This is a genomic window from Lysinibacillus fusiformis (assembly GCF_003049525.1).
GTDB lineage: Bacteria > Bacillota > Bacilli > Bacillales_A > Planococcaceae > Lysinibacillus > Lysinibacillus fusiformis.
Genome location: NZ_PYWL01000003.1, coordinates 388809 through 408696, shown reverse-complemented (window position 1 = coordinate 408696; position 19888 = coordinate 388809). Strand labels below are relative to the sequence as shown.

20 protein-coding genes and 1 pseudogene are annotated in these 19888 nt (G+C 33.6%); 1 reads left to right on the top strand and 20 read right to left on the bottom strand.

Annotated features, from left to right (window positions below; genetic code table 11):
- Positions 1-70: 70 nt before the first annotated feature.
- The 6 genes from C9J29_RS10905 to C9J29_RS10880 form a co-directional block, all read right to left on the bottom strand.
- Complete coding sequence (locus C9J29_RS10905; RefSeq protein ID WP_107922148.1) at positions 71-2941, bottom strand: hypothetical protein; 2871 nt, start codon at positions 2939-2941, stop codon at positions 71-73.
- Between the two features lie 241 nt (positions 2942-3182).
- Complete coding sequence (locus C9J29_RS25060; RefSeq protein WP_307723795.1) at positions 3183-4457, bottom strand: sensor histidine kinase; 1275 nt, start codon at positions 4455-4457, stop codon at positions 3183-3185.
- 1048 nt (positions 4458-5505) lie between these two features.
- Positions 5506-5664: a competence pheromone ComX gene (gene comX / locus C9J29_RS10895; protein WP_036126978.1), complete on the bottom strand. Its 159-nt coding sequence runs from the start codon at positions 5662-5664 to the stop codon at positions 5506-5508.
- 250 nt (positions 5665-5914) lie between these two features.
- A complete protein-coding gene (locus tag C9J29_RS10890) occupies positions 5915-6298 on the bottom strand; it encodes an SMI1/KNR4 family protein (RefSeq protein ID WP_107922146.1) in 384 nt (127 codons plus the stop codon).
- Positions 6299-6324: 26 nt separating this feature from the next.
- The gene (locus tag C9J29_RS10885) at positions 6325-7272 is read right to left on the bottom strand and encodes an ADP-ribosylglycohydrolase family protein (protein WP_107922145.1); all 948 of its coding nucleotides are present in this window, start codon (positions 7270-7272) and stop codon (positions 6325-6327) included.
- A gap of 392 nt (positions 7273-7664) precedes the next feature.
- A complete protein-coding gene (locus tag C9J29_RS10880; protein WP_107922144.1) occupies positions 7665-7913 on the bottom strand; it encodes a hypothetical protein in 249 nt (82 codons plus the stop codon).
- Positions 7914-8066: 153 nt separating this feature from the next.
- Between C9J29_RS10880 and C9J29_RS10875 the strand changes: the two genes are divergently transcribed.
- Complete coding sequence (locus tag C9J29_RS10875; RefSeq protein WP_107922143.1) at positions 8067-8237, top strand: transposase; 171 nt, start codon at positions 8067-8069, stop codon at positions 8235-8237.
- Between the two features lie 284 nt (positions 8238-8521).
- Here C9J29_RS10875 and C9J29_RS10870 read toward each other — a convergent pair whose 3' ends face one another.
- From C9J29_RS10870 to C9J29_RS10815, 14 genes and pseudogenes are all read right to left on the bottom strand, one after another.
- Entirely contained in the window at positions 8522-9613 is a 1092-nt protein-coding gene (locus C9J29_RS10870) for an S-layer homology domain-containing protein (protein ID WP_107922142.1), read from the bottom strand.
- Between the two features lie 400 nt (positions 9614-10013).
- The gene (locus tag C9J29_RS24310; protein WP_164908681.1) at positions 10014-10997 is read right to left on the bottom strand and encodes a hypothetical protein; all 984 of its coding nucleotides are present in this window, start codon (positions 10995-10997) and stop codon (positions 10014-10016) included.
- 166 nt (positions 10998-11163) lie between these two features.
- A complete protein-coding gene (locus C9J29_RS10865; RefSeq protein WP_107922141.1) occupies positions 11164-11577 on the bottom strand; it encodes a hypothetical protein in 414 nt (137 codons plus the stop codon).
- Positions 11578-11597: 20 nt separating this feature from the next.
- Positions 11598-11756, bottom strand: a pseudogene (locus tag C9J29_RS24640) (deaminase domain-containing protein); the annotation flags it as partial.
- 965 nt (positions 11757-12721) lie between these two features.
- Complete coding sequence (locus C9J29_RS10850) at positions 12722-13228, bottom strand: hypothetical protein (protein ID WP_141390479.1); 507 nt, start codon at positions 13226-13228, stop codon at positions 12722-12724.
- A 499-nt stretch (positions 13229-13727) separates the two neighbouring features.
- Positions 13728-14330: a pentapeptide repeat-containing protein gene (locus C9J29_RS10845; protein ID WP_164908728.1), complete on the bottom strand. Its 603-nt coding sequence runs from the start codon at positions 14328-14330 to the stop codon at positions 13728-13730.
- 11 nt (positions 14331-14341) lie between these two features.
- Positions 14342-15499, bottom strand: coding sequence for a DUF4112 domain-containing protein (locus C9J29_RS24490; RefSeq protein ID WP_147291920.1), 1158 nt, complete (start codon positions 15497-15499; stop codon positions 14342-14344).
- Between the two features lie 95 nt (positions 15500-15594).
- Complete coding sequence (locus tag C9J29_RS10840; protein WP_237068810.1) at positions 15595-16113, bottom strand: hypothetical protein; 519 nt, start codon at positions 16111-16113, stop codon at positions 15595-15597.
- A 286-nt stretch (positions 16114-16399) separates the two neighbouring features.
- Entirely contained in the window at positions 16400-16924 is a 525-nt protein-coding gene (locus tag C9J29_RS10835) for a hypothetical protein (RefSeq protein WP_107922137.1), read from the bottom strand.
- A gap of 28 nt (positions 16925-16952) precedes the next feature.
- Positions 16953-17120 (bottom strand): deaminase domain-containing protein, encoded by a 168-nt coding sequence (locus C9J29_RS25225; RefSeq protein WP_473808334.1) that lies wholly within the window; start codon positions 17118-17120, stop codon positions 16953-16955.
- Between the two features lie 3 nt (positions 17121-17123).
- Positions 17124-17366 carry a deaminase domain-containing protein gene (locus tag C9J29_RS10830; RefSeq protein WP_107922136.1) on the bottom strand — a complete coding sequence of 81 codons (243 nt, stop codon included), beginning with the start codon at positions 17364-17366 and terminating at the stop codon, positions 17124-17126.
- 444 nt (positions 17367-17810) lie between these two features.
- Entirely contained in the window at positions 17811-18194 is a 384-nt protein-coding gene (locus tag C9J29_RS10825) for a WapI family immunity protein (RefSeq protein ID WP_107922135.1), read from the bottom strand.
- A 14-nt stretch (positions 18195-18208) separates the two neighbouring features.
- Positions 18209-19018, bottom strand: a complete 810-nt coding sequence (locus tag C9J29_RS24635) for a hypothetical protein (RefSeq protein ID WP_237068809.1) — start codon at positions 19016-19018, stop codon at positions 18209-18211.
- A 401-nt stretch (positions 19019-19419) separates the two neighbouring features.
- Positions 19420-19872: a DUF6630 family protein gene (locus C9J29_RS10815; RefSeq protein ID WP_107922134.1), complete on the bottom strand. Its 453-nt coding sequence runs from the start codon at positions 19870-19872 to the stop codon at positions 19420-19422.
- Positions 19873-19888: the final 16 nt, after the last annotated feature.

Below are 19888 nucleotides of genomic sequence, written 5' to 3'. Positions count from 1 at the left end.
AGCGGACAACCAATTTACTAGACAAATAAAAAATCTATACAGAAAAACCCCGAGTTTCTCGGGGCTTACCTCATTTAATATCCTGTGGATACATGTTTTTATAAAGTAATTCTAATTTTTTGGAAAGCTTCCCATAAGCGGATTGCCAGGCTTTTTGAGCCGCCTCATCACCATCTGCCTTGTACAATGCATGGACGTCGGCAACCTTCTTCAAATCACTTTCGGCCTGTGTAAGCTTCGAATAGTTTTTGACAATCTTTTTATCTTGAGCGCTCAAGGCATCATACTTAGTACGAATATCTTTTACTTTATCCTCTAGACCAGCTATATACTCACCATTGACAAGGAGTGAATTGATCGATTCAATTAATGTCAAAGCCTGTTCATTCGTTTGCTGTTGACCTTGTTGCTTTTCGCTAACCCATCTTTGGATATCTGAAGGAATAAGGCTCACTTGCTTAGATGTAAGTTTTTCAAATGCCTTGATGACAGTGCTTGGGTTAGTGTTAAATGATTTTTCATAGGTCTTCATAAAGGACTCTGCTTTTTTCACATCTGCGATTGCCGCTTTTAAAATATCATAATTCGTAATCAGCTTTTTATCACTTGAGCTTAGGCTACTGTATTGCTTAGACAGAGTATTAATTTTATCAATCGACACTAAATACTGATCATTTGAAACAATAGTAGCTATTTCATCATTCAGTTGCTTTATATTTGGTGCATTTTCATCAATAATTTGATTCTTTAACAGTGCTTCGTATTGCTCTTTTGCTAAATGCTGTTGATTAGCAGGTAATTTAGCATACGCTTTTTGCACAGACTCTATTTTTTTAGCTTGTTTCGCCGCATCTGTTTCTTCTTTAGCGGTTTGAATTTTTTTATAGAATGATTTGACACCTGTAATGTCCTTCTGAGCAGCAGTTAGTAAATAATTATTAGTGACATACTTTCTTGCACCAGATGACAGCTTTTTATAGGATTGTGCTGCCGTATCAACTGCTTTTTCTAATTGATTGAATGTAAATTTAGTGACATCCGCAAATTTAACAATATCTGCTTTCAAAGCCTCTGCTGCAGCCTTATCAGCCGGTACTTTTCCATCAACAGAAACTTTTGGCGTATTGAGTAAAAACTCTTGAGCATTATAGACAAGCGATTGCTGTAAAGATGTCAATTTATTATAAGCTTTTAATGTATTCGTATAGCTCGAATTCAGTTTGCTTTCAGTTACACCACTGATGCCCGTTAGTTTTTGATAAGCATCCATATCTTTAATCACTTTTTCAGCTGTTTTTAAATCCTTTTGTAAAGTAACAAGGCTGTCATACCCCTCTATTTGGGCTGCCGATGCTTTTGTTAAGCTCTTATATTCTTTTACCATGCGAGCCACATTGTTGACATGACTTTGCCAAGAACTAGCAGATGGATTGATTGGATAAATATCATCCCCAATATAGCTATCGATATCATTGTTTAATGTAGCAATTTGACTTTCTTCCGCACTTTCAGCTGCCGTTAAAAGCTGACCATACTTGTCTGGCACTAATTTTAATTGTTTATACGTTAATTTTTCATAGGTAGAACGAATAGACTTGGCAACCGTTACCTGCTTATTTGGCGTATTATTGGAGGATAATTTATCAAATGATTTAATAAATTGCTCCACTTTTTTAATATCGGTTTTAGCCTCATTGAGAATCGTTAGGTTTTGAACAGCCCCACGATAATTTTGTGATAATTTAGCAATATCTGCCTCAATCGTATTCACGACCCCTTGTAAGGAATCCTTATCAGAAGGAACATACTGTGAAATGCCATTCGAATAAGAAAGTAAATTAACGATTGCCAAATTAAGTCTTCTGACTTCTTTTATTTCCTCAAGATCATTGGGCTCATTTAAAAGGTTTTTAATGCTAGTATATAAAGCATCATTGACATCTAAGCTACGTTGTAATAAATCGAACTTATCGTAGGCCGCTTCAATTTCCTTTATATAGGCAGGCAAATCTTTGTCGCTAATTCCCCCTACCTTGTCCACTTTTTCATTTAACTTATTGATAAGGTCCACATCTGCAAGTGCTCGCTTGAGAACAGCATAATTTGATACATTCCCTTTAGCAGGCTCTGACAATGCTTGATATTTACTTTCTAATGCCTTAATTTTTTCCTCAAACGACTTTATATCAGAAACATTGTATTTGTTATCATTCACTAATAAATTTTTAATATCATTTGATAATGTATCTGTTGGTTCTTTGGATATAGAAATCACTTCAGAACGTGGCGATTCCACAAAAGAAGTGCCTACCTGAGCTTTTACCTTAACAATAATATCTTTGATTCCCTTTTCTATGGCATCTTTCGGAATAGTATAAGTGCTACCTGAAGCTCCCTCAATAATAGTGAAGGAATTTTCACCCTCGCCTAGTTGATAAAACCATTGATAACTATATGTAATTTGACCGCTTGTTAATTTCGCTCCTGCCTTATCCGTTACAGTAACACCCGCTACTTTCACCGTTTCGCCAGGTGCAACAAAATCTGAAGTCGAAAAGCCCTCTAAAGTCGGCGTTGTAATCGCAAGATCCAATTGATTAATGGTTCTTGGCTCACTTTGATATTTTTTTCCATCAGTTGTAGTAGCCTCCACAAAAATGGTTTTACCCGCTGCTTCTACTGGCACCTTTAACGAAGCAGAAGTAGCACCTGCAATCGGTTTATTCGTAGACGTTTTTGAACCATCTTCACTAGCTACCTTTTCTAGATAATACCATTGGTAGGCATTGACTATGGCATTATTGGGTAATTGATGAACCGTTAATGTTTCATTTACAATATTTTGCCCCGTGACCGTCACCGTCTCCGCTGCACTTGCAACAGTTGGTACAATAAGTGCTACGGGTATTGCTGCTGCTGTTAAAAATAATTTTTTATTCAAATCGGTTGACCTCCTCAATCCTTCTATTGAATTATATCGGCCACATCTCCCTGATTTCCTTTATTCAGGGAAAAGAATTCAAAAAAGTGTATATTCTCCTGTATTCTTATCTCTACAATAATAATATTTTGATATTATTTCATACTCAAAAAACAAAAGCCTTCTAATCCACTTTCATAAAAATTATGAAGAGATTAAAAGGTGAAAATTGTAGGCATATAGCGTATTCTGCTTCATCGGGCTATCCTCGAATCATGTAAGTTGGTCGGTTCAGCGTACTATACGCATAAGGATATGGATACTGAGTTTCACTTACGCGAATACGAATCATCATTCCCTCTCCTACTTTGCTATGTAATGCGAACTTTCCATTAAACGCCTGAACCCTCTCTTGCATACCTTGAATGCCCATGGATTCTGTCAGTATAATATCATCTAAATTACACCCCACACCATCATCGCTATACAAAACCTCAAAGCCTTCTTCCGTGCTTTGTAAATGGATGGTAACTGCATTGGCATAGGAATGCTTTAATGCATTGTTTAATAATTCTTGAAACAAACGATAGATCATTAAATTTAAACGTTCATCCTCTAAATAAAGACGATCAATTGTATAAAGCAATTCGAAATTTGCCCGTTTTTGAACTTTTTGAATAAGCTTCTCAAGTGCAGCATTTAAGCCCAATGTATCTAATAAAGGAGGCTTTAAATTTTCACAGTATCCTCGTAAATCATTTAAGGAGGTAATCATATGCTCATGAAGCTTCCCAAGTTTAGTTGAAAAATTTTCTGAATCCTTCATGTGCATCAGGACATCCATTTCTCTTGCGATATGAAGCTGCTCCTGTAAAATCGTATCATGAAGCTCTTGGGCTAACTGATACTTCTCCTCCTCAAAACGAAGCCAAAGTAATTTATTAAGCCAGGGCAGCTGCCGATTATCTGCCTCTTTCATATGCTTTAACTGATCTAATAGGTCCTCGACCATTTTAGTATTTTCTATAAAGTTATTTAAATATAACAGTAACAATTCCAGCCATAGCAATTCCTCATCCTTCAAATAAATAGATTTATTATGATCCACAACAAGAATTCGTTTATAACTTGTATCCTGATGAATAAAGGCTATATAGAAATGATCTGTTTTTTTAATATCCCCTAAACCTAATTGTTCAAGTAAAACCTCATCAATTTGATGTTGATTGTATTCCTTGGATTTGTTCGTTAATGTAACTTGATGTGTTTGAAAATCATACGTGAGAACATAAACACTTTCCATTTCAAGCTGGAGCACCACTTCCTGGACAAACTTCTCCAATAAATCCTCAATCTTCACAACTCTCCCTATACTATCGACGGTAGTATATAAGCGGTGGATATAGTCACCTTTTGTAGAAAACAAAATCTTTCGCTTACGATAATCAACCCGCTCCTTAATGTAAAACAACGCCATTAAGGAGAGAAACGTAAAAAAGAACAGCTCCGTCATACGTGTAATTGATAAATCCGTCAATAAATACAATCCACCCAAAAGCCAAATAGTAAAGGCAAATGAGAAATTAAAATAATAGCGTATACGCGATATAAAGTACTCCATATCAAATATACGTTCTGTGAGTTGAGTGAATAAGAAGCTTAAAGGAATGAGCATTAGAAAAAGTGAGCACACCTCTCCAGAAAGAAAATGCTTTTGAAAAAATATTTCTGGTACCGCAAACAAAAAAAGAAATGGCAAGAACGGGATAATAATGCTTAATAGAAAAATCTTAAATTGAGGGATTTTATAAGTAAAATAACCTCTTCCAAGAATATATAGAATGGCAATTAATAAAATCAAAAATAACGATAATGTAATTTTTGAAAATATAGGATTTGTAGATGGATAGACAATGCTAAGTATACTGAAAAAAACAATAATCAAAGGTATTAAATATACTATTTTTATATTTTTAATGAAACTCCATTTTAATTTCAAAAATAAAAAGTAATTTCTTAAAAAATGTATTACTATAACGAGGCAAAGTAACATACTACTTCGATTTACAATAGTACCAATAATATTTAATCTACCAGAAGCTCCAATACTAACGTAAGCTAATGAAACAGTGAGAATAAATAAAATAAGTAAATTAATTAATCTTGAGTTCATTTGTTTGTAATATAAATATATTGCGATTATTAAACTTAATAAATAAAAACAACCTGGTAACATTAACGCATAAAATATTTGTTCCGGAATATCAAAAGGGGCAATATCAATTTGATTGATGTCCCCATTCTCTTTCAATAAGGTTAATTTATTTGCTACCCTAATGACAGGATTATAAACAATATTATTCAATTCGTTAATATCTTTATCATCAATCATTAGAATAATATCGCCATTAGCAATCCTTTGCTTTTCTGCCCAGTCTTTATAGTATGGATCTATTATAATCCACTGATCATTTTTTTCTTGTATTATACCAAAAAAAGGCGTGCTATAAGTAACATATAGTAGGTAAACGCCTAATGTTAAATATATACTTATAGCAAGCCATAGCCACTTATTTATTATTAGCCTAGTACCACAGACCATATTCTAAACGTACATCTTCATCAAACGAATCCAAAATTGCCTTTTGTTCAAGTTCTGTTACACCAACAAGAGAAGCTTTCTTTTCTTTTAACAATGTTACCAACGACGGATTTTGCTCTAAATATTGAACCATGTTAATCATAAAATCGCTCCATTTCATTAGTTTTTGCAGTTACTATTATTATCCAATAAAACCTCTATTATAAGGAATTATTAACCATATTTGTAACTATAAATTGATTATACCATCATTCACCTATAATTCAACATAATTTTCTAAAAAATACAATAATATAATAGAATATGTAATGAAATTGCTTAGTTCTCCATAGATTGACATAGAAAAAGCTTGCTCCTAATGGTAGGAACAAGCTTCTACATTTTTTACTTTTTCAATCCAAAAAACCCTCTTGTAGCCACTTGTTTAAATGGGAAGAGCCCAATATAGCATGCTGCGGATTCATATCGCCAACATCTACAACAAAAACCTGACAGGCTTCATTCTCTAACGCCATTAAAAAGACCATTCCGCCTCCATCATCCCCTATGGCAACATAGCCTTTTGCATATTCCTTCACTTCCCAAGTCTCATTTCTTTCCATTATTTCCTCGGTACCATATATGAAAACACCATTCGTAAATGAAAAACCATTGGACTCTTTCAGTACGCTTTTATATTCCTCTGGAAGATGAATAGCCATGGTTTGTTCTATTAGCAAAATTTCATGCTCGTTAGCGGGAGGATTGGCAGTAAAAATATTATGTAAAGGAGACATTTTGTCACCTCCTTCTTGAAGATTTTTCATATCTTTGCAAAACAAAACTCATAAAAAGCTTCGATTACATCATCAATCTCTTGTTTTTTTACTATTGCGTTCAACCAATCTTCTGGAATTCCGTTCATTTGATGACACATACCTGCTAAAGCTCCCGTTATTGCCGCTATTGTATCCGTATCTTCTCCCAAATTGACTGCCTTTAAAATAGCTTCTTTAAAGGTAGATGCATGACCAACACTCCATATAGCTGCCTCAAGTGAGTGGACAATATAACCGCTTGATTTAATTTCATCTTCAGAGATACTTAAAAAGTTCTCATCAAAAATTCTACTGTAGGCGTTTAACTCTGTATACAATTCATGCTGTAAATTATTTTGCAGCAAGTTAAATACCTCATTTAATGCAAACTCAAGCGAATTGTTTCGGTATAAACTTAATAATAACTCAATATAAATGATAGACCCTACTATTGAACGTGGATGTCCATGTGTGATCATGGTATATTGCTGGACCAACGCTTTTCTTTTCTTAAAATCACCTTCATTTATCAATACAAATACTAAAGGCGCAATCCTCATCAGCGTACCGTTACCATTATCAAACTCGCCCGTTTTCCCACAATGCTCAGGCAAAACTCCCTTTTTATAGCTAGACACAGCGTCAGCAGTAGTAATGCCAATATCAAACATTTCCCCAAAAGGTGTCAGATAGCCTTGCTCCATATATCGTACAAACTTATCCATTAAGCTTCGTGTATCGCCTTTTTCAATCATGTTTTCGACTAAACATAGCGTTAAAGAAGTATCATCTGACCAGGTGCCAGGTGGTTGATTGTAAGTACCATACCCTATCACATCCTCTACATGGAAAGTCCCTCGCTTCTTAAACTCGACAGGTACGCCCATTAAATCACCAATGATCCCACCATATAAAGTGGCAAACAATCGTTCTCTCAACTTTACTTCTACCATAGGATTACATGTCCCCCTTCTCTACCTAACATACTATAAAGTAGCTAATAACTTTTTACGGTATACCACTATTTCACTAGCAACTTCTCGATGCTCCCAGTCCAGACCTTATGGTTTTAGAATCAAATATTAGATTTTTTACCACAATTCCATTAAGAAAAAACTTGAAAGGAGAATAGCCAGTCAAGGGTTATTAATAAACTACTCAAAAAAGGTCTATTATGGTGATATCTAATTATAATTGATCAGTTTAATATAACGCTATAACACTAATTTCCTAGACTATCTGTATACACACCTTAATTTTAGAAAATATTAAAGAATGATAGGTTTTATTAGAGAATGGCTATCTTTTCTCATGTTGGCAACGCCATTCATAGAATGACAAAACTTCATTTTTCTATTTCTGCTGGTTTTACTTCAAGACCTCTATGTTCATTCCAGTCACAATTGACCATCACACGAAAATAATTATACTCTTCCATTTCATATAAAAACTCTCTTATTATCATTGGAAAAGCTAAATTATAGCCTTTAAAATTAATCCAAACAACTGAATTTCCACCTAATAAATTTACTTTAAATGCATAATCTCCATGCCTATACCACACAGTATTATTAATTCTTTTTTCTTCTTGCATAAATTAATCCCTTCCTTTAATGACATATGAATCTGTAAGAACATCTATCCCCGGATTGCTTCTCCTATTTCTATTACCTGTTGAATCGGCTACACTAAGTTGGACAATAAGGGCTAGTACACTTAGACTACCAACTTAAAGGAGCGTGCTACTATGTCACGTCAACGTCGAACTTTTACATCTGAATTTAAATTGCAATTAGTAAAACTTTATGAAAATGGAAAATCCCGTACAGATATTGCCCGAGAATACGATATAACGCCTTCGGCTTTAGACCGTTGGATTAATTTAACTCCAGTGGAATTCAAGCAACAGACCTTATAATTTTTGTCCAGTTTAGTGTTGACATACCAATATTTATCACTTTTCTGTTGATACAAACCTCCTTGAAACATCTCAGGGGAATTCGTCCACCAACCTAGTAAAATTTTCATGTTATAAGTGCTTTGTTTTGTACCCTCAATAGCTTCTGTAGCCTTCTAGCATAGCCCATATGTCACTCCAATGATCTATTTTCCAGCTGTAATGACTTCATCAAAACTATTTGTAGCATGTCTGTGGGCATTTGCCATGGCAACAAAAAAAGATAGAGCAGTTTGCTCTATCCCTTAAAATAAGTCTTTACCTTTTTTGCTGTCGAAAAAACTCATTATCACTTTAACTTTTCCATCGGCATACTTAGTAGTTTCTAAGGTTACATAGTATATACCCTCATCCCAAGCAGAATAATACGTTAATAAACTAGAATTATTGATTGTATTTGTTAAATCCGGTACTCCAAATTCCTCTATCACTTCTTCTTCATACATGTTATGAAGTTCAGGTACTGTGTTAGGTAAATTTTCTTCATTTTTCCAATCAAATTCATGCCAAAAATAATTTAATCTATTGTTATCATCAAAAAAGTAATACGTTGTTCCTGATAAATTATATCTTGCTCTATTTGTAATAATCCTAGCGTTCTCCGTAGAACTAGTAATATTATTTTTCACATACGTATATACAGAATCATACGACATTCCCCAGTTAATACCAGAATCTTCATAATCAGTATTTGATGCTTCCTTAAACACAAGTCCTTTACCTTCTAAATACGTAATAGTTCTATACATAAAAATTGCTAATTCTTCATTTGTGAGTAATCCTTTAGGTTTAAATGTTCCATCACTATAACCCGCTGCAATTCCTGCCCCAACTAGTTTTTTTATCGAATTGTATGAACTACGTGTATTCGGCACATCTTTAAATTCTAATTTTGCATTATTCGGTAAATATTTTCCGTATGCTCTATCAATAAATACAGCTAACTCCTCTCTTGTTACATATGCAGCAGGTTTAAATGTTCCATCCGTGTATCCTGTGACAATCCCTTTTTCAAATGCAGATTGTATTAAACCACTTTGATCATATTCCTTAGGAATATCAAAAAAAACAGTATCTCTCCTAGTTGCATCTAAATTTAACGATAATGCTATCATTGAAATTGTTTCAGTTCTACTCGCTGTAAATTTAGCAAAAGTATCAAATGTATCTGCAGGATAAAGTAATAAACCTTTATCTTCTAAGTAAACAATTTCTTTAAAGCTTGCACTTACTGGCTTACGTCCTTCGTATTTTGCTTTAGCTTCTACATTAAATATTAAAGAAGATAATACTATCATAAAAATTAAAGCCAAACTTAATACTAATCTTATTTTCATAGATATCCCTCCTATTGTACTATTAAAACCTATTTTTATTTTAATTCTTTTTTCTCATGTTACGGTATAATATTATCATATACAAGAAAAATATGCCATAAAAAGTAGAGTATTGTCTATGTTTAGAAGTAAATAAAAAGTCATAAATTATGTGGCTATTTCCGGGAATGCAGCTTTGACATTCCTATTTTCTTTGATAAAGGAGGTTCTTTCGTTTTCATTGATATTTCTACATCAAACAATCCTGATTTTTTGGTCATAATTAAATCCTGCATTCACTTGAAGATGTGGTTGACGCGATCTGCGAATTGAAAGATTTATTAGACGTATTAACGCAAGAAGAATTTGCCGTGAAGAAGGTTAGGATTCTAGTCACTCAAATGAGTGGCTTTATAGTTCTTTAGATACTAAATATACTTAAATATTGGATTATATATCTAGATAAATTACCTTGTTTTTTATATCTATTAGATAATGCTCCTCTTGCTTCTGCCACTTTATCAATAATATGTTGGTCTTCGACAGGGTTAATTTGCTTTGTCGGAAATCTATTTCCATAATTCGCACTGTTTTGTAAGTTATTATTAGGAATAGTATTTGAAGGTTTGTATGAAGATCCACCATTCGGTTTTGTACTAGACACCCCTTTAACTCCCAACACTGACGTGGCTACGCCAAAGCTATCTAACCAATGCTCTTTCGATAGTGGGTCTTTCGGGTTCACCGAACCTTTTACCATGTCCGTCAAGCCTGATGTTGCATAATTTAAAAAATCAGATGGTGAATTGAACATCTTATCTTTTCTACTTTTTGCACCTGACCAAATGCCATCTACTGCACCTAGTGTAAGATAATTTGCAAAATCATATGGGGAGTTAAGTGCTTTATCTTTTCTAGTATCTAAACCATTTTTGAAATCTTTACCAATTTCCTTGAAGCTATTGAATGACTTAACAACTGGATTTTTGATTTCCTTCGCAACCGTTTTGGCAGTTGATTTCGTTTTAATGGCTATTTCCTTCGTTGTTTGTTTAACTTCTTTTACGATTTGTTTTGTTTGCTGGTAGACCTCTTTTGTTTTCGCTGCAGTTTGTTTATAAACTTCCTTGGTTTTACTTACAGTTTGTTTATAAGCTTTTTTAGTTGCTAATACAGCACTTTTTACTACTTTTTTAAATTGCTTCGCTATTTTACTTTTACTTACTTTATTATAGAGCTTACGGGCCTTGGTAAAGAATTTCCCCCACTTTTTCTTCTTCTTTTTCTTCTTCTTTTTTCTTTTTACTCGATTTCTTTTGTTTTTTCTTGGTGGAGCTTTTCTTTTTGGAGGATTTCTTGGAGCTCTTCCCTTTCGATCCTCCGCTCTTTCCTTTTTTCGCTCCACTTGGGGAGCCTACTTTCGGAATCATCCCCAGTAAGCTTCCTGCTAATCCTAATAGACCCATTAGGCATCACCCCACCAACAGGGATCATCCCCATCATGTCTAGGGCGGAATGGAGGTCTGTGAGTAATTCTTAATTAAATCTAAAATTGATTACTTTCAAAATTTTTATATAGGTATATTGAATCTTTCTGCATATTTTAACAATAGGTTATCTCTACTTGAAAAAACATTCTCAATTGAATCATAAGGAGAATCCCCATACTCTTCAATAATGTTTTCATTTAATTCCATCAATACATGCTTAATTTTTTCGTGTACGCTTTGATTACATCTTATTACAATTGCATAGTACCAATCTACTTTACTAAATTTCACTAAAATGAAATTACTAGGGTTTTCCGGTTTTGTCATTATGCGAATAATCTCTGATTCGGATTCAAAATCTTGAATATTTTCAAACTTCGTTTCTCTTGCTAAATTGGTTGGTATTTCCATAATTTCACCTACTTGCTTAACTAGATCGCTTGTATATTCATTTGGAAATTCTAACTCATACTGTACTATAAAATTCTTTTCCACTATTATCACCTATCATTTTATTAATCTTCCATAACTTTACCATTTTTTAATTTATACATATTTTCTTTGGCTTCATAGATATATAATTCAATATTTTTATAATCACTACTAAATGATTTTAGTACATTTTTACAACTCAAGCATACATTTCTTTCTGAGTATAGGTGGATTACACCTTTGCTAACTCTAGTCTTTTATCATAAATCCTACAGTAACCATTCCTTTTACCTGGTCGCTTCTACCAAAATATCGCGTTGTATCAAAGTGTGTCATATTCCTCCGTACGTCTATCGGTATCACCACTATATTTTCCAAGCCTGTTTGTATATCATACGCTACATCACAGCTCACAAATTCTACTCGGCTTGCTCGTATTCCTATCATCTCTATTATTTCTCTGAAATGTGAGTAATGCTATGGCCTTGTCTCAATTCTTAGGGTATGTAAGTGACCTTCTATTTCTCTAAAGTTTTTAAAATACATATGAATGTATACATCGTCACTTTTCCGCATGTGTAGTTCATAGCTGTATGTTCCACTATAAATCTTCATTTTCACTTTATATTTCTGCACTCCGACCATATAAACACGTAAAAATATCGAATATGGTACATCCTTATAATCTATAACAAACTTATCTATTGAAACCTCTATTTCCATTGCCTGTTCTTCCCCTTGTATGCAAGTACTTGTATACAATTTAATACTTAGTACATTAATTAAATAATCGTAATCCGTATTTAAACATGCAAAAAAAGCACTTGTCGCCTGTTATAGACAATCAAGTGCTTTAAGTTTATAAATTTCTAAGTTTATTAATATATTTGAAAGTTTTATAAGTTATTTTTAATCGACAGTATGACATCTTTTATACTACTTGGCAAGTGTAACGTTTAAACCCTTTAGCTTGTTTAATCTCGTGTGTTTGTTGCTAATGCCATCCATAAGTGGTCCTTGTAAGTAAAATGTCATCTCGCCTATTCTCGCTCTTATTGCTTAATTGTTAAAATAGCACTCCTTGATGGCCTAGCCTTCATGAGTTATTAATTCAAATTCAAGGACTTATAGCCCGCCCAATATTATAGCGTATATTGGTAATTTTTTTAATTTCACAAATAGTCAACTACATTTAATATAGTGTCTTTTAACGCAACAAACTTAGTTCATTATAGGGCAATACTTCTTCGTAAATTTCTAAAAATGCTTTTTTTAATTCTAATTCTTCATGTTGAGTTAAATCATCATCATTATCGATTTTCTCAATTAATTCAAAAAATCTACCTAGCTTTATACATAAGTTCGATTCAATATTTTCATTTGTATCGACTTGGTAAATTACATCAGGTAATAAATGGTTACTGGCCTTATAAATCAAAATTCCCATCATCTCATTATTCTGTAAGACAACAGAAAAGTCTGAGATTATCTTTATTTCAATGGAGAGGTTTGCTCTGTCCCATTTTTCAGAATAGGATAGTAAAATATCCTCTTCAATATAGTACTCGGCAAAATCTGATAAATTACATTTGAAATCCCTTTCCTCACTTATTTTGGTGTTCCCATCTCTCTCTTCCAATAAGTTTTTATCCATTTTTTCCATTTTTACTATTATTGGTTCGTTTAACTTTATTACCGCTCCTATAAAATTCAAATCTTCCTTATTAAATAATATAGTTCTCCCTTATATAAATTAGGTTCTGTGAATTATTACTTGCAACATAAACCGAATCGGGATTAGATAATATTTCTAACGCTTTTTCTTTTCCAAGTCTATCATGATAGTTTCTTGCATCCTTTAATTTTTCCTTCATTGGCTTTTTTCTAATATCATTTGCTGTTTTAACTTGGTTTCAAAACCTTTTGGTGTGCCACCTTTAGCCGTATCCTAAAACTATATAAACATAACCACAAAAGAAATCTTGGCAATTGAATTTTCCAACTACCACCATTTTATCATTCATTCAATTTAACTTACTCCAGCCATGAAGTAATTAACACCATAAATATTAGATGAGTAATAAAATGAACTAGCAAATTTTCTATTTCGCTAGTTCATTTCTTATCAATATTGGTTTCCAAAAATCCGAATAAAAATGTTCTCAATTTAATCAAGATTTTTGATAAGTGGTAAAATGGAAATAAGGATATTATTAAAAGTAGTTTTTAATTTCATTCCCTAGATATCTTTTAGTTTCACCATCTATTATAATGTTTGTATTCTCAAAATCCACGCTTTCAATTCCAATTGCATCATTAAATCTTAGTTTTTCAAAAGAACAATCAATAAACTTAACATTTTTAAATACTGATGAGTTAAAGCTCGAACTATCAAAATTCACATTTTTAAATATTACATTTGAAAAAGTCGCATCACTAAAAGAACAATTTCGCATATCTGAGTCAATTATAGTCAATTCAGAGAAAGTGCATTCATAAAAACTAGTTCTAAAAGCATCAATTCCTTCAAAATTTGAATTTTTAAATATAGCATGATCGGAATTCCCTTTTTTGTAAACATTATCTTTGAAAATACATTCTTCAAAAGTACTTCCGCATAAAGAAGCTCCGCTCATGTAAACTTGCGAAAAATCACATTCAATAAAATTCACTTCTAAAAAGCTACTATTATTTAAATCGTAATTTGTAAATATTATATTATTTAAGGAGGTATCCTCATAAAAAAGCTTAGATTTTTCATTTGATAATCCTAGTGAATAATCTGTGTATTTCTTTAATTGTATATATATATCCATCTTTCCCTCCTCTATGGCCATAAAATTATATTATCCTTTAATCCTTCCTTTGAAATTTCACTCAAAAGTTCTGCTCTATGTGCTTCACTCATGTTTGTGGTATCCAATATCACATTTTCATTTTCTGCTAGTGAATCTTTTATACTTTTCATAGATTTTTGCAATGTATATCCTCCTTTTTTAGGTTTGAAATTAGAATTAAATGATTTTACATCCCATGCCTGCCCATCTGCATCGAAAAATTCTGATTTACCAGATGGATCTCTGGTTATTGGCCCTTTCAATTTACCTTTTTCTTCTAACCCCAACCCAATTTTTTGTTCAAGTAATCCTTGATTTATATCGTCTGGTCTTTTAGAACCCGCATGAGCTGGATCATCTGCAAGTTTATCTAGCTCTTCTTTACTTCGTCCTCCAGTGTAATTACCAGATTTATCATATTTATCCGTACCCTTATCCTCAGCAGGCTTTTTATTCGAGCCATTTTGTGATGGTTGGGTATTAGACGGCTTCGGACTTGGAGTTGGTGTGTTTCTTCCAACTGTTCCTGTATCCTCTATGTATCTAACGTCTCCACCTGCTAATGCAAACTTCTGCTGCTGTGGTGGTCGCACCATCTGACGCAGTTGCTGTTTGACTTCGGCTACTTTGGATTGTATCTGGGTTTTCACGTTCACTACTTGCTTTTTGACTTTGTCTACTACACTTCCTACTGGACCTTTCAGCGCTTTTTGAACACCTTCAGTGACACTCTTAACTACCCCGGCACCTTTTTTCACAAATTTTCCACCTGTCGCCGCCCAGCCCACAAACGGAATCATCGCGCCAAAGGAAAGGGCCGCATTGACTTTGTCACCTCTGGCCAGATAAATAATGCCATTCACGCCATCCGCTATTTCACCGACACCTGGGATTAACCCTACAAGATCTAATCCTACTTGTAGCGTATTCAACAGATTTTTAGGTTTTACAGCATTTTTCACTGCCTTGGTCGTTGCTTGTGCAGCTTTTTTCACGACTGGTAGTACCTTTTCCTTCACTACCTGCTTCGTTTGTTTGACAGCGGCCTTTACCTGTTGCTTGGCTTTTGTCACAGTTGCCTTTGCTTTTTTCACAACCTTTTTCGTGGTCAGAATCGCTTTTTTAATGGCCTTCTTCGCCCGTTTCACCAATTTACTCTTGGATAAACTATTTTTTAGCTTACGGGCCTTGGTAAAGAATTTCCCCCACTTTTTCTTCTTCTTTTTCTTCTTCTTTTTTCTTTTTACTCGATTTCTTTTGTTTTTTCTTGGTGGAGCTTTTCTTTTTGGAGGATTTCTTGGAGCTCTTCCCTTTCGATCCTCCGCTCTTTCCTTTTTTCGCTCCACTTGGGGAGCCTACTTTCGGAATCATCCCCAGTAAGCTTCCTGCTAATCCTAATAGACCCATTAGGCATCACCCCACCAACAGGGATCATCCCCATCATGTCTAGGGCGGAATGGAGGTCTGCTTCCTCTTCCTGTGAAGCGACTGACACAGGGGCTTTGATGGACCCTTCCATCGTGACCGCCTGTCCCTGGATATCCGTAATGCCGTCAAACACTATACTACTGGAGCCGCAGGTGAATCGCATGGATTCGGCTGCACTCATGGACACTCGCTTCCCTGCGAAGGTGATCGTGTCATTCGCTTTGACTAGCAGGGAGGGCTTACTATGCACGGTGATGCCGCTGTCCTGATGAAGCTGAAGAAAAACAGCTCCCTCCTTGGCTGTAAATGTCACGGATTGTGGATCTAGCTTCATGTCCTTCCCTTTTGGCGTACCCCAGTAAGACGTTTTCGGATCAGCCGTTTTTGCGCCTCATCCATGCTGAGGTGGACTCGTACCTGATCCTTTTTGACCTCTAATACCTTAAATAAAAAATTGACATTAAACAAATTCTTTTGTTTAATGTCAATTTTATTTCTATCTTAAAAATAATTGGTCCTATATTTAAGTTATAAACCTCATTCTATATTAATTTTCATTTCTAAAAAATACATTGAAATGAAATAGGAGATTTACTTTCTTAAATCATATTGTACTTTAATTATAAGATTTTAGATAATCTACTTCCAACAAACGAATTCCCCCAACCTTTGTTCTCATCAATTGATAAGCTCTTAAAAGGGGTAATATCAGGTAATGGCACCTCATTTTCAATCAAATAATTGATTAAAATCTCTAACTCATCCAAACTATCTTGACCATACTCAACTATTTTAGTATATGCATGACTAGTACCAATATTGTAAATTGATGTAATAACAAAATCAATTTTTTCATCAATATTTTGATATAAGTTATAAAGGTATTCAAAGTTTTTTTCGTCTAAATATTCAAAATCATGCTCTTCATAAAATTTAAACTCCAGCAAATTTTCTGGTATTATTTCAGATATAATACCACTCCAATCATCAATATACTTTACGCTTGTAAAATCCCACAAATATTCTAATACTATTCTCCATTCATCTACATTATAATCCAAATATTGCAAGGTACTTTCTAAGCAGCTAATGCCAAATGAAACCCTACCATTCAACGAGATTTTTTCAAAACTTTTTATATTCATAAAAACACTCCTTTATAAAAAACATAGATCAAAACTGCAATTTTTTTAAACTTACCATTTTATCTGCTAAATCATTTAAAATTTTATATTCAGTATCTACATCTCTTAAAAAATTTTGTCCCGCTTTATTAGATGCTTCAGTAGCTTGAAATATTGGATTGTCTGTTTTAAATGAAAATTTATCTGTCCCAGGGATTTTTTAAGAGGGATCATGAATTCCACTGTGGTCATAGAAATCTTTTTTATCAATTCCTGATACCTCCATTTTTGCGTATGCGAAATTACCTTGTTTTTTATATTTCTTGGATAATTGTCCCCTCGCTTCTGCCACTTTATCAATAATATGTTTGTCTTCAAAAGGGTTAATTTGCTTTGGTAGAAATCTACTTCCATAATTTACAATGTTTTGTAAGTTATTATCAGGATTAGTATTTAGATCCACCAGTCGGTTTTGTACCTCTTAAACTCCCAACACTGACGGGGCAACTGAATGTGGTACATCCCTAAAATCTATAACAAATTTATCTATCGAAACCTCTATTTCCATCGCCTGTTCTTCCCTTGTATTTTCGTTATTTAACACTTAGTACACTAATTAATATTCGTAATCTTTTCAATTTACGTAACTAAACATGCAAAAAGCACTTGTAGCCTGTTATAGACAATCAAGTGCTTTAAGTTTATAAATTTTCTAAGTTGATTAATATTTGCAAGTTTTATAAGTTATTTTAGTATTGACAGTATGACATCTTTTATCACATGGCAAGTGTAACGTTTAAGCCCTTTTAGTTTGTTTAATCTCGTGTTTTTGTTGCTTAATACATCCATAAGTGGTCCTTGTAAATAAATTGTCATCTCGCCTATTCTCGCTCTTATTGCTTTATTGTTAAAATAGTTCCCTTTTAAAAAAGTCTCTAAATTTATTTAATATAGTCTGATCACTATCGAATTTAAATTTCAAGAAATGATCTTCATATGAACCTCCGATTTGTCCATGTACAACAAGTTGTCCTAAACTTCCCAAAGTCACACATATATTAGCATCCGAATCTCGATCTCTAATTTCGATACTCCCTCGCAATTCTGTTATAATAGACTCTATTTTTTCTAGAATCTCTAATAAATCGTCTTTTGAAATACAAAAGTTGGATTTACCTTTAAAACCTTTAGATTCCACCTTAAAAGTCATAGTATGATACTCTTCTTCATTATAAAGGTATTCAATACTAAGCTTTTTATTTTCTGTATCTAGAATGATTGTTTCATTCATATTTCTACCCCCTACTATTTAAATTTAAAGTCATCAAATTTTCCAGTAACTGTATTATAAACAAAGTGAATTTCATTTCCATTTACATTGTTGCTCATTTTTATCCATCCATCTTTCGCTTCCCATCTGCCCTTATCCGACATCTTTATATAATCAGATAAATCTTTTGCTCCTTCTAATGGATTTGAGAGGACTTGTTTCATAGCAAGTTGTTCATCTAGAGTATTAGGTATTGTCCTACCAGTTGAACCTATTCCTTGTTGAACATCCTTATACATTTTAGCTAAATCATTATCTAAAAGGGTATCCTTACCCTTATCATGCTTCTTCACATACTCGCCTAGTTGATCGATTTCTTTTTGGGTTGTCTTTGCATCCTTTGCCTTTTTGCTATTATTGGCAAGATCGTAGGTTTCTTCTATTACCTTTTCCCAATTTCGTACGTTTTCTAATACTTCTTCGCCCTTTTTCACTTTCCTAACAGGGTTAATTAATGAGACTGCTGCTTCAAAATTTTCTTTAATTGGCGCATTTGCATCAGACACTTTGAGATAATCCTCAATAAACAGGGCATATGACATTTTGGAGCCTAGCATCACATAAGGATATAGCCCATCTGGAGTGACAGTTGATTCTGCACTTAAGACCTTGCGTTTATCTGCAAGTGTTGTGATTGGTTCACCATCACTGCCGATAACTCTCGTTTTTCTGTGCTCATCTAATAGGGCTTTTAGTTCGGCTTCACTTGTTATCCTGTTTTTATCCACTGACGCAGTTTTTGCCTTTGTAATTGAACTATTCGTAGGTCTCAAGCTTTTTTGCATCGGGTAACACTCTTTGATAGTACTGTACTGCCTTTATAACATGTTGATTTTGTAAATGTGGGAGCTTTATTTAACACCTGTACTGTAAAGCAGATATTCTCACAGTAAATATAGGCTGTCTTTTTATTTAACCATAACAAAAAACCTTGAAAGGTGGTTAGCCAATCAAGGTTATAATTAATATATCGAAAAGTTTATTTTGCTCTTACTTCAATTGCTCATCACTTCTAACCCTATACATAATTGTTGTGAACAGAAAAATCCACTTTCTAGCATCGATACCTACTAGAACATTTGGTCGTTTTGGCGTCCAAGCAACAATTCCACCTTTAAGCTATCTTCTTATTTCCACAAACAATATTCTTTCTGGATATACTAAATCGTTATGACTATAAACAAAACTATTCATACAACTGTATATATCTTTCTCGTAAAGGTACATTTTCATTCACCAGTAATTCATCTTGAAGGAGTTCTTTTTTATTTGCTAGAATCGAAATGAACAATGCATAATAATCACCTGTAGTTGGAAATGAAAATAATCCATACCCTTTAGAAGAAATAATTTTGTTCACTGCTCTTATTTTTTCTTGTAAAAACTCATACTCATATTCGCCAAGTTGCCCAAGTTCTTTTTGTGAAGCTAACTCGATATCATATTTACTTTCATAATCTAAGATAAAGTTCACTATTTCATAGTCTTCTTCCCCTCTAAAATCAAGATAGAGAAACCTTTTAGTGGACATCCCATGTTCTAATATCCATTGATAAATATCTTCCTTTTTGTCTAAATCATTTAGTCCCCTCAATTCACTCTCATCAAAGATTATAGACACTATATCTTTAAATCCCAATTTCGATTTCCCCCTA

Excerpts from the sequence above, each read along its gene's own strand:
- comX (WP_036126978.1), bottom strand. The coding sequence starts at position 5,664 with ATGATTAACATGGTTCAATATTTAGAGCAAAATCCGTCGTTGGTAACA.
- C9J29_RS10890 (WP_107922146.1), bottom strand. The coding sequence starts at position 6,298 with ATGTCTCCTTTACATAATATTTTTACTGCCAATCCTCCCGCTAACGAG.
- C9J29_RS10885 (WP_107922145.1), bottom strand. The coding sequence starts at position 7,272 with ATGGTAGAAGTAAAGTTGAGAGAACGATTGTTTGCCACTTTATATGGT.
- C9J29_RS10880 (WP_107922144.1), bottom strand. The coding sequence starts at position 7,913 with ATGCAAGAAGAAAAAAGAATTAATAATACTGTGTGGTATAGGCATGGA.
- C9J29_RS10875 (WP_107922143.1), top strand. The coding sequence starts at position 8,067 with ATGTCACGTCAACGTCGAACTTTTACATCTGAATTTAAATTGCAATTA.
- C9J29_RS10870 (WP_107922142.1), bottom strand. The coding sequence starts at position 9,613 with ATGAAAATAAGATTAGTATTAAGTTTGGCTTTAATTTTTATGATAGTA.
- C9J29_RS10845 (WP_164908728.1), bottom strand. The coding sequence starts at position 14,330 with ATGGATATATATATACAATTAAAGAAATACACAGATTATTCACTAGGA.
- C9J29_RS10840 (WP_237068810.1), bottom strand. The coding sequence starts at position 16,113 with ATGAAGCTAGATCCACAATCCGTGACATTTACAGCCAAGGAGGGAGCT.
- C9J29_RS10835 (WP_107922137.1), bottom strand. The coding sequence starts at position 16,924 with ATGAATATAAAAAGTTTTGAAAAAATCTCGTTGAATGGTAGGGTTTCA.
- C9J29_RS10825 (WP_107922135.1), bottom strand. The coding sequence starts at position 18,194 with ATGAATGAAACAATCATTCTAGATACAGAAAATAAAAAGCTTAGTATT.
- C9J29_RS24635 (WP_237068809.1), bottom strand. The coding sequence starts at position 19,018 with ATGCAAAAAAGCTTGAGACCTACGAATAGTTCAATTACAAAGGCAAAA.